The organism is Kocuria sp. KD4 (assembly GCF_011769905.1).
Classification (GTDB): domain Bacteria; phylum Actinomycetota; class Actinomycetes; order Actinomycetales; family Micrococcaceae; genus Kocuria; species Kocuria marina.
The window spans coordinates 2,633,627-2,646,107 of the sequence record NZ_CP050449.1; the positions used below are offsets into that span (position 1 = coordinate 2,633,627).

General features: G+C 69.9%; 12 protein-coding genes. 2 read left to right on the top strand and 10 right to left on the bottom strand.

Annotated elements, in window-relative coordinates; translation table 11 throughout:
* Nucleotide 1: 1 nt before the first annotated feature.
* From HBK84_RS11755 to HBK84_RS13170, 10 genes are all read right to left on the bottom strand, one after another.
* The gene (locus HBK84_RS11755) at nucleotides 2-568 is read right to left on the bottom strand and encodes a DUF3817 domain-containing protein (RefSeq protein WP_167318981.1); all 567 of its coding nucleotides are present in this window, start codon (nucleotides 566-568) and stop codon (nucleotides 2-4) included.
* The gene (locus HBK84_RS11760) at nucleotides 565-1,644 is read right to left on the bottom strand and encodes a hemolysin family protein (protein WP_167318982.1); all 1,080 of its coding nucleotides are present in this window, start codon (nucleotides 1,642-1,644) and stop codon (nucleotides 565-567) included. Before HBK84_RS11760 ends, HBK84_RS11755 begins: the two co-directional genes overlap by 4 nt.
* Entirely contained in the window at nucleotides 1,641-3,188 is a 1,548-nt protein-coding gene (locus HBK84_RS11765) for a hemolysin family protein (RefSeq protein WP_167318983.1), read from the bottom strand. Before HBK84_RS11765 ends, HBK84_RS11760 begins: the two co-directional genes overlap by 4 nt.
* Nucleotides 3,182-3,352, bottom strand: coding sequence for a hypothetical protein (locus tag HBK84_RS11770; RefSeq protein ID WP_167318984.1), 171 nt, complete (start codon nucleotides 3,350-3,352; stop codon nucleotides 3,182-3,184). The genes HBK84_RS11765 and HBK84_RS11770 overlap by 7 nt, the downstream gene beginning before the upstream one ends.
* Before the next feature lie 108 nt (nucleotides 3,353-3,460).
* A complete protein-coding gene (locus HBK84_RS11775; protein WP_064847114.1) occupies nucleotides 3,461-4,873 on the bottom strand; it encodes a TIGR01777 family oxidoreductase in 1,413 nt (470 codons plus the stop codon).
* A 42-nt stretch (nucleotides 4,874-4,915) separates the two neighbouring features.
* Complete coding sequence (locus HBK84_RS11780; protein ID WP_167318985.1) at nucleotides 4,916-6,043, bottom strand: Gfo/Idh/MocA family protein; 1,128 nt, start codon at nucleotides 6,041-6,043, stop codon at nucleotides 4,916-4,918.
* A gap of 139 nt (nucleotides 6,044-6,182) precedes the next feature.
* Complete coding sequence (locus HBK84_RS11785) at nucleotides 6,183-6,980, bottom strand: carbon-nitrogen hydrolase family protein (protein ID WP_167318986.1); 798 nt, start codon at nucleotides 6,978-6,980, stop codon at nucleotides 6,183-6,185.
* A gap of 135 nt (nucleotides 6,981-7,115) precedes the next feature.
* Nucleotides 7,116-7,508 carry a hypothetical protein gene (locus HBK84_RS11790; RefSeq protein WP_085106837.1) on the bottom strand — a complete coding sequence of 131 codons (393 nt, stop codon included), beginning with the start codon at nucleotides 7,506-7,508 and terminating at the stop codon, nucleotides 7,116-7,118.
* Nucleotides 7,505-8,287, bottom strand: a complete 783-nt coding sequence (locus tag HBK84_RS12720; protein ID WP_206069159.1) for a hypothetical protein — start codon at nucleotides 8,285-8,287, stop codon at nucleotides 7,505-7,507. The genes HBK84_RS11790 and HBK84_RS12720 overlap by 4 nt, the downstream gene beginning before the upstream one ends.
* Before the next feature lie 65 nt (nucleotides 8,288-8,352).
* Complete coding sequence (locus tag HBK84_RS13170) at nucleotides 8,353-10,386, bottom strand: maleylacetate reductase and hydroxyquinol 1,2-dioxygenase domain-containing protein (protein WP_370520546.1); 2,034 nt, start codon at nucleotides 10,384-10,386, stop codon at nucleotides 8,353-8,355.
* A gap of 104 nt (nucleotides 10,387-10,490) precedes the next feature.
* Here HBK84_RS13170 and HBK84_RS11805 point away from each other — a divergent pair, with 104 nt between their 5' ends.
* Complete coding sequence (locus tag HBK84_RS11805) at nucleotides 10,491-11,459, top strand: LysR family transcriptional regulator (protein WP_167318987.1); 969 nt, start codon at nucleotides 10,491-10,493, stop codon at nucleotides 11,457-11,459.
* A 137-nt stretch (nucleotides 11,460-11,596) separates the two neighbouring features.
* Entirely contained in the window at nucleotides 11,597-12,412 is an 816-nt protein-coding gene (locus HBK84_RS11810; RefSeq protein WP_206069160.1) for a sulfurtransferase, read from the top strand.
* Nucleotides 12,413-12,481: the final 69 nt, after the last annotated feature.

The following is a 12,481-nucleotide window of genomic DNA, read 5'->3' on the forward strand; positions in this document are numbered from 1 at the left end:
CTCAGGAGAACCACTCGGTGGGCGGGCCCGCGGTGAGCAGCACCGAGAACAGCGCCACCACGAACACCAGCAGGGCCAGGGCGGAGAGCACGGGCCACCGCAGGATGACCGCGAGCAGCCGCTCCGCGGGAGTGCGGGCGGGCTCACGCAGCCCGCTCGGGACCCCGCCAGGGGTGGCGGAGGTGGCGCGGGCGTCGTCGTCCCCCGCAACCCGTCCGTCCGACGTGGTGCCGGCCCCGGTGCGCGCGTGACCCGCGGGGGCCACGCGCCACGCGTCCGCGAGCAGGCCCTTGCGCTCCACGTGCCGTTCGAACGGCACCGTGGCGAACGGAACCACGGAGAGCACGAGGCCCAGCACGCCCGTGGCGGCCGGCCAGCGCCGGTCCGTCCAGACCACCACGGTGGAGACGCAGTAGCTCAGGAACACGAACCCGTGGATCCCCCCGGCCAGGCGCACGGGGAAGTCACCGGCACCGAATCCGTACTTGGCGATCATGCCCAGGATCAGCAGCGCCCACGTGACGGCCTCGGCGGTCGCGGCGATCCGGTACAGCTTCCGCGGGCTCATGCGGCGGAGTCCTGATCGGCCTTGGAGGTGGCGTCGCGGACCTCGCCCACGAGCTCCTCCAGCACGTCCTCGAGCGCCACGATGTACACGGACTCGTCCGTGGTGCGCGAGTCCCGGGCCACCTGGCCCAGCAGCGCGAAGTGCGCGCCGTTGGCCTGCATGGTGCGGGTGACCTTGCGCAGCTTGTCCTCCGGGGCCACGCGCGCGAAGCGGCGGATGATGGCCGCGGGGATCGGTTGCTCCCGAGCGGTCTCCGGCAGCCCCAGCACGTCCTTCGTGTGGACGTAGCCCATGAGCCGCTCGTTCACGTCCCGCACGGGGAAGCGCGAGAAGCCCGTCTCCGCGCACAACTGCTCGACCCCGGCCACGGTGATGTCGGACGGGACGGTGCGCATGCCCGCGAGGGGCAGGGCGACGTCGGCGGCAGTCTTGTTCTCGAAGTTCAGCGCGCCCGTGAGCAAGCGGATCTCGTCGTTGTCGAGCAGGCCCTCACGGCCGGACTCGGCCACGAAACCGCGGACGTCATCGGACGTGAAAGCCGAGGCGACCTCGTCCTTGGGTTCCACCTTGAACAGCCAGCGCACCAGGTGGTTGGCCGTCTCGTTCATGACCCAGATGGTGGGGCGGAAGACCACCACGAAGCCGTGCAACACGGGGCCGAGCACCTGGGCCACGCGGCTGGGGATCGCGATGGCGATGTTCTTGGGCACCATCTCGCCCAGGACCATGTGCAGGAAGGTCACGATCAGCAGCGCGATCGCCAGGGCGATCGGGTGCAGCAGAGCGGACGGCACGCCCGCGGCCTCGAGGGGCATCTCAATAAGGTGTGCGATCGCGGGTTCACCCACGGCACCGATCAGCAGGGAGCACGCGGTGATCCCCAGCTGGGTGGCGGCCAGGGACACGGACACGTTCTCGATGCCCTTGAGGGCGTACTTCGCGGACTTGGATCCGTCCGAGGCGCGGGGTTCGAGCTGGTCGCGGCGGGCCGAGACCATCGCGAACTCGCTGGCCACGAAGAAGGCGTTGCCCGCCAGAAGCAGGACCAGGACGATGATGGCGGTACTCGTGGTCATCGCTGCTGCTCCTCACGCGGGTCCTCCACGGACACGTCCTCGTCCCGGTGGAAACCGGCGGCGCCCACACGGTCGCCGTGCGAGACCCGGAATTCCTCCGCGGTCTCGGGGTCGCGGTTCTCACCGCCCAGCGGGTCCGGTCGCCCGGGTGGGCGCCAGGACGTGGACGATGTCGAACCGCCCCGTTCGTCCGGATTACCGCCTTCGCGGTGCACCATGATGCGGTCCACGCGGTGCTGGTCCATGCGCACCACGGCCAGGTGGATCTGCGCTTTGGTGGGCAGGTCGTCGTCGTCGCGGTGGATGTGGTCGATCGCTTCCAGGGTGAGCTTGTCGCCCACGCTGGGCAGCCGGTCCAGTTCCTCGGCGATGAGACCGCCCAGGGTGTCGGACTCCTCGCCCTCGGGCATGTCCACGCGCAGCACGTCGCCCAGTTCGTCCGGGCGCAGCAGTCCGGAGACCACCAGGCCACCGTCGCGGGTGCGGCGGAAGCGCTGCACCCGGGTGTCCTGCTCGTCGTCGATCTCCCCCACGATCTCCTCGATGAGATCCTCCAGGGTCACGATGCCCGCGGTGCCGCCGTACTCGTCCACGACCACGGCCAGTTGCAGACCCTTGTTGCGCAGTTGACGCATGAGCGGGTCCAGGGTCATGGATTCGGAGACCACGTCCGCGGGGACGCACACGTCCGCGACGCGCACCACCGCGCGTTCCTCGAACGGAACCGCGAGCGCGTGGGTGTAGTGCACCACGCCCACGATGTCGTCCACCGATTCCCCTGTGACGGGGAACCGGGAGTGACCGGACTCGGACGCGGTGAGCAGCATGTGCTCCACGGTGTCGTCCGCGTCCAGGAAGGTGACCCGGGGGCGGGGACGCATCACGTCCGCGGCCGTGCGGTCACCGAACTCGATGGACCGGGCCACGAGTTCCGCGGTGCCCGCATCCAACGTGCCCTCACGCCCGGAGCGGCTCACCACGGACGCGAGTTCCTCCGCGGTGCGCGCGTTGGCCACTTCCTCCGTGGGCGTGAAACCGAGCATGCGCAGCACCGCGTTCGCGGAGCTGTTGAGCATGGTGACGAGCCAGCCGAAGACCACCATGAAGATCTTCTGCGGCAGCACGACCACGTGGGTGACCCGCAGGGGGTCCGCGATGGCCCAGTTCTTGGGGACGAGTTCACCGAACACCATCTGCGTGAAGGTCGCGACGATGAACGCGGCGGTGGTCGCGATACCCACCGCAGCGGCGTCGGGCACGCCGGTCCACCCGAGGCCCTCGGTGAACAGGGTGCCCAGACTGGGACCGGTGAGGAAGCCCGCCATGAGGCTCGTGACGGTGATGCCCAATTGGGCACCGGAAAGGTTGGTGGAGGTCTTCTTGAGGCTCTGCTCGATGGTCTTGGCGCGCTTGTCGCCTTCGGCCTCCGCGCGTTGGACCGCTTGGCGGTCCACGGTGAGGAACGAGAACTCGACCGCCACGAACAGGGCGTTGGCGAGGACCAGCAGGAGAAAGACGAGGAGGAGCAGCCAGGCCGTCAGCACCAGCTCACCTCACTGCACACCGCATTGGCGCGGGAAGGGAACGGGGAACCGAACGAGCGGATGTCAGGGGAGCAGCGGCGCTGCCCGGGACTGTCCGACTCCTTGTCATCGGCCGAGGGGAGCGCACCGAAGTACGCTGCGGGCCGGTTGTGTTGAGATGTCACGGGAAAAGGATACCGAATCCGCTCCCGGGGAGGAGAGGGACACCGCCCGACCGGTGGAGCTCTGCCCCCGCGGCGTTCCGCGTTCACACCTGAGCGGCGGGCTCAGCGTCAGCGGGTGCGCCCCAGGATGTGCTCGGCGCAGCTGCGCAGGTCCTCGTTGCGGAACCGGTACCCGCTGGCCAGGAGCTTGCCGACGTCCACCCGGTGGCTCGCCGCCACGAGTTCCTCGGTGGCCTGCGCCCCCAGAACGGCCTTGGGACCGGCCAGGGGTGTGGGGACCACCGCGGGGCGGTGCAACACACCGGCCACGGTCTTGGCGAACTCCTTCTGCCGCACGGGTTCGGGGGCGGCCACGTTGAACGGGCCCTCGGCGTCGTCGCTCAGCGCAAGGTGGGCCACGGCGCCGGCCATGTCGTCCAGGCCGATCCAGCTCTGCCACTGCTTCCCGCCGCCCATGGGCCCGGACAGACCGGCCTCCATGAGGGGCAGTTGCGGTTTTAGCAGGCCACCCGTGGGTGAGAGCACCAGACCGGTGCGGACGTTGACCACGCGCATGCCGTACACGGCGGCCCCGTGCGCGGCACGTTCCCACTCCCGGCACACCTCCGCGAGGAAACCGTCCCCGGACGCGGAGTCCTCCGTGAGGATCTCGTCCCCCCGCCCGGTGCCGTAGTAACCGATCGCGGAGGCGACCACCAGCGCGCGCGGGCGCTTCTCGGCCGACACCTGGCCCAGCGCGCGCACGAGCAGGTTGGTGCTGTCCACGCGCGAGCGCATGATCTCGTGCTTCTTCGCGGGCGTGAAACGTGTAGCGATACTTTCGCCGCCCAGGTGGACGACGACGTCGACCCCCTCCAGATCGTGCGGGTTCAGCACCCCTTCGTCCGGGTCCCAGCCGATGACACCCTCACCGGTGGCGCCGCCGCGCTTGAGGCGGAGCACCGTGTGCCCGCCCGTTTCGAGTAGCGCGCACACCTGGGTGCCCACGAGCCCGGAGGAACCGGCCACCGCGATGGTGAGCCGGGGCCCGTCGTGCTGGTCGTGGAAGTCCAGGTCGGCACGCAGTTGGCGTTCCCGGTAGGCGAAGATCCGCTCGAGCTGCGGCGTCATCACGCGCTCACCCAGGTCGTTGAGCTTGCCCGCCCACTCCGGCAGTGGGCGCACCGTGACCTGGTCCCGGACCAGGGTCCCGCCGTTCTCCGTCTCCTCGAAGACGTGCCGGTGCTCCCACTCCCCCAACGGCCCGCTGACCATGCGATCCGTGAAGTACCGCGGCGGATCCCACTCACCGTGTTCGGCTGTCCAGGGCAGGTGCACCATGCCGAACGTCCCGGGCACGGAGATCCCCAGCTTGGCTTCTGAGCCCGGTTCGATCCCGTCCGACGGTGCTTGGCGCACCTGGTCGGGGCCCCCACCGAACGGCGGGGTCAGGCGGGGCAGGGCGCCGGGGCGCTCGTGCCACGCGAAGACCCGCTCCCGGGGTTGGGACAACCGTGTCTCATGGATGTACTGGTGTGTCATGGCAGCGCTGTCCGTTCGTCGAGGGGCCCGGGATGCGGGAGATCAGCCGTTCTGGGGAACCTGGTCCACGAGCTCGTCGTCCTCCGGTTCGTCCGCGGGGGTGACGCGGCGGACCTGCCCGGAGGTCACCGTCCGTTCTCGCTGATAGGGCTCGAGCGTGACGGGGCGGCCGGTCTCGAGCGATTCGAGGACGGCCTCGTTCACGCGCACGTCCAGTATGCCCTCCTCGCCGTCCGGTTCCGGGGCCTCGCCCCGGCGCAGGCAGTCCACGAAGTACTGGGTCTGGCCACCGAACTGTTCCACGGGGTCGTGGGCGAAGCTCTCGGAGGAGCCCTCCTGGGTGAGCGTGTACTCGATGCCCACGCCCGGACCGAAACCGAAGCACGGCTGCGCGCTGATCTCGCCCTTGGTCCCGGCCACGGTGAACTGCTCGGCGGACTCGGAGGCGTAGCTGATGGTGAACTGCGCCACCCGTTCACCCGGGAAGGTGAGGGTCACGGCCACGGTGTCGTCGAAGTTGAACTCGCGGCCCGGGGTGCGGACTCCCTTGGCGTAGACCTCCACGGGTTCGTCGTGGAAGAGGTTGCGGACCATGTTCTGGGGGTAGGTGCCCATGTCGGGGATGGGCCCACCCCAGAAGCCCGAGTGACCGCGGTGGTTCTCCTCCGTGATGTCCTGGGAGAAGGTCGCGGTGAAGAACCGCGGGTCACCGATGACCTGCTGGTCACGGACCTTCTCGATCATCTCCACGGTCGCGGGTTCCTGGTGCAGCCGGTAGGCGACCATGAGGGTGGCCCCGCTCTGCTTCGCGGCATCGGTGATGGCCTGGCAGTCCTCCACGGAGGTGGCCATGGGCTTCTCGAGCAGGGTGTGGATCCCGGCCTTCAGTGCGGGTTCCGCGAACTCGCGGTGGCGGAAGACGGGAGTGGCCACGTACACGGCGTCGATGTCACCGGACTCCAGCAGCGCCGGGTACTCCTCGTAGGAGTAGGTGGCCACACCGAATTCCTGACCCAGCGCCTCTGCCTTCTCCGGGCTCGAGGTCACCAAGGCCGCGAGCTCCGCGTCCTCGATCCGGGAGAGCCCGGGGATGAACGCCTGCTGGGAGATCTGTCCCACGCCCACCACGGCGAAGCGGACGGGGTGGTTGTTCTGAGTGGCATCAGCCATGATTTTGACCTCCGGACTGCTCGAGTATGACGGTCCACGCCCACAAGTCAGGGGCTTATGACGTGCTACTGCCCACTGTAGGCACGGGCCGCGAGCCTTGTCAGCGCTCGTTCACCCACCGCGCACAGCTTCCCGGGTCTCAGAGTTCGCGCGCGTTGCGCAGCACCGGGATGGCCTTGCGCGTCCACTCCACGAGCTCCGGGTCCAGGTCCACGACCGTGTAGTCCGGGGCGTCTCCCAGCCGCGCCACCACGGAACCGTCCGGCGCGGCCACCAGGCTGTGCCCCACACCGCGCGGCGCCTTGTCCGGGTTCTCCTCCCCCACCGACTCGGGGTTCGCCTGTCCCACGGCCACCACGTACGACGTCGTGTCCAGGGCTCGCGCGCGTGCCAGCAGTTCCCACTGCGCGACCTTGCCCGGCCCATCCCCCCAGGACGCGCCGAGAACGGTGACCACGGCGCCGTCGTGCGCCAATCGCGTGAACAGACGCGGGAAGCGGATGTCGTAGCACGTGGCGACGCCCACCGTGAGGCCGCCCGCGGAGAAGGTGACCGGTTCGTCGCCGGGGTCCACGGTGTCCGACTCCAGGAAGCCGAAGGCGTCGTACAAGTGGATCTTGGCGTAGCCGCGCACGGTGCCGTCCGGGAGGGCGATCACCGCGGTGTTGCGCACGCGATCACCGTCGCCGGGGGTGAACATGCCGGCGACGATCGCGACCGAGTGCTCACGCGCGAGCTCGGAGACCGCCGTGGCCCATGGCCCATCGAGAGGTTCGGCGACGTCCTTGAGGCTGCGACCGAACGCAAACATCGTGGCCTCGGGCAGCACGAGGAGATCCGCGCGGTCCTCCCCCGCGCGGCGCGCGAGCTCGCGGACGCGCTCGAGGTTGTGTTGCGAGTCGTGGGTGCTAAGCAACTGGCCGAGTGCGATACGCATATCAGTCACGGTAGCCGGGCGGCGCAGGGGTCCGGAAGTGCTGCCGGGGCGCAGGGGCCGTCTCCGTGCGGACGTCGACGGCGCGTCTCACGCGGAACCACCCGGCCGCCCGCGGGTGCGGGGCGGCCCCGGGACCTATGCGTTCTTGGCGATCTTGACCGCGCTCATGATCATGGGGATCTGCAGCGGGAGGCGGCCGAGGGAGATCGCCTGCTTCGCGGCGGACGCGTGGCGCCAGTCCCACGCCATCTTGAAGTTGCCGGGCCACACACCCACGAACAGGGCGGCCGCGGCCACCCCGCCGGCCTTGCGTGTGGCGGGGATGAGCAGCAGCGCGGCGGTCCCGAGTTCCGCGAATCCTGAGCCGATGGACCACTGCCGGGCGGTGCCGGGCAGCTGTTCGGGGATCAGGTGGTCGAACGGTTCCGGTTTCACGAGGTGCAGGGTCCCCATCCCCGTGAGTGCCAATCCGGTGAACAGCGCGGCGCGGTGGGCCCTGCGGCGGGCGGTCATCAGTTTTTTGGTCATGCTCCACGGTACCCGGGAGTGGACTCCCCGCAGCGGCGGTAGGACGGGCCCCACTCCTCACCGCAGTCGATGAGGTACTGCGAACCGTTCACGGTGAGCAGCGTGGAGATGCCCACCCGGTCGGAGCCGTCCCACCACGGCGGCCCACCGGAGGTCCCCAGCAGGGTCACGCGCGTGGCGTAACGGGAGGCGTCCTCCCGACTCAGTGGCCGCGGTGCGACGTTCATGCCCGGGCCCCCTGCTGAGAAGCGTCCCGCGTTCCCTGCTCGGAAGCGCCCCCGGAGTCCTGCTCGGAAGCGTCGCGAGCACTCACGGAGCTCCGGCCGCCCTGAAGCGCACCCTCCCCCGCTGCCCAACACCGCGCGCAGCGTCTCGGTCAGCGTGGCCGCGGGATCCTCGGCCATCCCGTGCGAACGGTAGGCCACGTGGTTGTCGGGGCGCACGAGCACCATGCCGTCGTCCGCGACCTCGCGCAGTCCGGCCCAGTCACCGTAAAGATCCTCGTACTCCTGCTCCGGCCCGATCACGTGGGCCGTGAGCGGGATGCCGAGCTCCTCGGCCACCCGTTTGGCGGCGTCCGCCCACTTGGCGCCGTTGATCCCGGTGAGCACCGTGAACCGGCCGTGCCCGCAGATGTCGTGCGTGGACACGCTGGGTTCCCGCGGGTCGGCGAGCCCGAGCCACGCGTGGGGCAGCCGCGAGCCGGGGCGCGTCGTCGGACGGTAGTACAGCTCGGCGTCCCGCTCGTCCACGGGCAGCTCGGTGCCGTCCGCGACCACGGCGGAGGACGATCCGGCGGCGCCGTGACGGCACGGCGCTCGCGGTGGAGGGGAAAGGGGTGGGCTCAGACGTCCTCGGGGGCGAGCACCACGTCGAAGCGGGTGCTGGCCCAGCTCTCGTCCAGGCGGCGACCGTCCGGGGTGGGTTCGTTCGCGTCATGGGTCTCGAACGTCTTGATCAGGGAGTCCTTGACGCCGAACACCGAGTCGCCGGCCTCGAGCTGCGGATCCCCCTCCACGAAGATGTGGGTCACGAGCGTGCGCTGCCCCGGGGCCGAGACCATGAAGTGCAGGTGGGCGGCGCGGTACGGCGAGCGCCCGGTGCTCTGCAGCATCTTGCCCACGGGCCCGTCGTGCGGGATGGGGTACGGGGTGGGTGTGAGGCCCCAGAAGCGGAACGTCCCATCGTTGTCGGATTCGAGCCATGCGCGGCCGTAGACCCGGCCGTCGGTGTGCTGGACGTCGTACAGACCCTCGTCGTCCGCCTCCCACACCTCGATGCGCGCACCTGCCACGGGGTTGCCGTCCGTGTCCTTGACGGTTCCCTCGACCCAGCACGGCTGGCCCGGGGCACCCCCGGCGATGTCTTCGCCCTGGTCGATACGCGGGGCGTCCTGGGCGAAGAACGGGCCGAACACGGTGGCTTCCGTGGCGTCCTCGTAGGCCTGGTTGTTCACGGCGATGGTCTGCATGGAGATGCCCAGCACGTCCGAGAGCAGCACGAATTCCTGACGGGTGTCCGTGGTGATGTTCCCCGCGTCCGTGAGGAACTTGATCGCGGCGTTCCACTCGTCCTCGGTCAGCCGGGTCTCGCGCACGACGGCGTGGGCGTGGGTCACGACGCTGCGCAGCACCTCCGCGAGGCGCTGGTCGGGGGACTCGTCGAAGGACGCCAGGACCTGTTCGGTGAGTTGCGCTTCGCGCTGGCACTGCTCCTCGCTCTCGGTGCTGTCGGACGCGTCACCGGTCGCGGCCGTGACCACCGAGGGGTTCTCCCCCTGCAGGGCCGCGCGCAACAGCACGGTGAGGTTCTCGGTCGTGGGCGTGACCGGGTTGGACTCCGGGATGGCCTTGAGCGAGCGCTCCACGGCCTCGGTAACGTCCTCCTCGGTGAAGCCGACGTCGGACAGCGCCCGGGGTGCGTCCAGGTCCTTCCGCAGTGCGGCCAGTGCGTCGTTGGCGGCCCGGGCCTCCCCACCGGCCACGGTGCCCTCGTACCCGAGCGCGGCGGCGAGGCGACCGGCGAGTTCCGGGACGGCCGGGGCGTTGAACGCCAGGACGTACGGCAGCACGGTCGCGTGGGTCTCGGCGTGGGGCAGGTTGAACGTCCCCCCGAGCACGTGCGCAATCTTGTGGTGGATCCCCGAGCCCGCGGACGCGAACGACAGCGCGGAGAGGTAGCAGCCGTAGAGCGCCTGCTCACGGGCGTGCATGCCCTCGGGGTCCTTGACGATCCCCCGCAGGGCGATCGTGAGTGCCCGCGCACCCTCGAGCGCATGCGCTTGGTTGATGGGATCGGCCTTGGGCGCCCACAGCGAGTCCACGCAGTGCGCGAGTCCGTTGAGCCCGGACGCGACCGACAGGCCCACGGGCAGGGAACGCGAGAGTTCGGCGTCGTAGATCACAGTCTCGGGCAGCACCTTGGGGTCCAGGCCGGTGGACTTGGTGCGGTCCTCCGTCATACCCCACATGCTCGTGGCCTCGGAGCCCGCGTAGGTCGTGGGCACGGCCAGGAGGGGCAGCCCGGACATCAGTGCGATGGCCTTGCCCAGCCCCGTGGTGGAGCCGCCGCCCACGGTGACGAGCGCGTCCACGTCCGCCTCGCGTGCGGCGTCCCGCGCGCGCTCGGCGAGTTCCACGGGGACGTGCTGGACGACGTCGTTCCACGTCAGGGCGGGCTGCGCACGCTCGGCGACCTGCCGGACCAGCTCGGCTTCGTGCTCCCCCGCGATGATCATGGGGCGCGTGGCGCCGAGGCGGTCGAGTTCGGCCACGAGGTGTTCGGCGGCCTTGCCCGAGCCGAACAGGACACGTTGTCCCAGGGTCGTGTGCTCGAAGACCGTCGGCCGGGGCGCTGAGTCGGAACGCTGGATGGACATGGGAAACCTGCCTTGACTGGACGATCCTGATGTCCTCCCAGTGTGGTGCACACCATATCCATAGATCCAAGACAATTTTTTCTAGTCAGACATAAGGAAACATTATGGATACCCGCCAGCTCACGTACTTCCTCGCGGTTGTAGACCACCAGGGCTTCACTGCCGCGTCCGCGGCCCTGCGGATCACGCAACCGGCTCTGAGCAACACCGTGAAGCAACTCGAGAAGGAATGCGGGGTGCCGCTGCTGCACCGCGGCGCACGCGGCACCCGGCCCACCGAGGCCGGCAAACAACTCGCCACGGACGCCCGGCGCATCCTGCACGACCTCGCGTCCACCACAGCGCGCATGCGGTCGATCGCCCAGGGTCGGCGGGGTCAGGTCACCCTGTCCGTGGCACCCGCGTTCGAGTGGTGGCACCTGCCGCACGCGCTGAACATCCTGGAGAGCGCGGCCCCGGACATCGACATCGACCTGCGGAACCCCTCCCCGGACATCACACTGCGCACGTTGCACGAGGGCGTGATCGATCTGGGGGTCGTCCTGACCTCGGACGTCTCCGCCCTGCGGCGGATCCACGGCGCGGACCTCTCCCTGGAACCCCTGCTGACCATGCCGCTCGTGGTGCTGTTGCCGCGCAGCATGGACACCCTACCGCCTTATGTCTCCTTGGCGGACCTGGCGTCCGAGACGTGGCTCGTGCCCGCCCGCTACCCGGGACTGTCCGGGCTGCCGGAGTTACTGGCCAACGTGTGGCGCGAACGCCCCACGACCCGCCCGGCGGCCGTCACGGAGGTGTCCACGCTGCAAACATGTGTCCCGCTCGTGGCGGCCGGGCGCGGGGTGGCGCTCGTGCCCGAGCAGGTGCGGGAGATCATGGGCGCCAAATGCGTGATCCGGAAGGTGCGGGAGAGCGTGGCGCAACAAACCGCCGTCGTCGGCTGGCGCACGCAGCAACCGCTGTCCCCCGCCGCCCTGCGCGTCAAAGACGTCCTGTTGGACCCCGCCACGTGGGCGCGACCCGGGGACGCCGTGGGTCCGGATCCCGCGCTCGAGCAGGAACAGAGCTGGTGACCACCTCCTGCCATAACCGGCGCTTATCGGTCATCCCGCGTTCCTCGTGAAGGGACGCACGTACCGGGCCTAGGCTGGGAGACAGCACGCGGCGTCGTCGTCGGAGGACGTCGTCGCAGGAAGTGGGGGAGACGGTCATGGACCCGTTCGTATCACCCGATTGGCTCGCCGAGCACCGCGAGGACGTGGTGATCGCGGACGCCCGCATGTACCTGGACGGACGCAGCGCGGAGGCCGCCTACCTGCAGGGACACCTGCCCGGCGCGGTGTTCGTGGACGTGGCCACCGCGCTCGCGGCCCCGGCCTCCCCGGAGAAGGGTCGGCACCCGCTGCCCACCCCCGAGGATTTCGCCGCGGCGATGTCCCGGGCGGGCATCGGCGACGACACCACGGTGGTCGCGTACGACGACGCCGGCAACGTCATGGCCGCGCGCCTCATCTGGATGCTGCGCACCACGGGCCACCGCGCCGCGCTGCTCGACGGCGGCCTGTCTGCCGCAGGCTCCGGCGAGCTGGAACGACGCCGCACGGTCCTCCCCGAGGCACGTTTCACCCCGGTGCCGTGGCCGCCCGACGCGCTCGCGAGCATCGACGAGGCGGTCCACGGCCCGCTGGTCGTGGACGCGCGCGACCGCACACGGTTCGCGGGCAACACCCCCGATCCCGTGGATCCGCGCCCCGGCCACATCCCGGGCGCCGTGAACGTCCCGTGCCGTGAGCACCTGACCGAGCGACAGACCCTGCAACCGGTGGAGCAGTTGCGGGAGCGATTCGAGCGCGCGGGGGTCACGGACGCGCACCACATGATCTCCTATTGCGGCTCCGGTGTGACGGCGTGCCACAACCTCCTCGTGGCCGAGCACGCGGGACTCGGCACGGGACGGCTGTTCCCTGGGAGCTGGTCCCAGTACTCCCACACGGACCGCCCCGTGGAGACGTCCCCTCAGGGCTGAACCATCCATCACGGTACTTACGGTTTCCCCACCTCGGTGCCAAGATGGGAAGCACCACAGTGGTTAGCG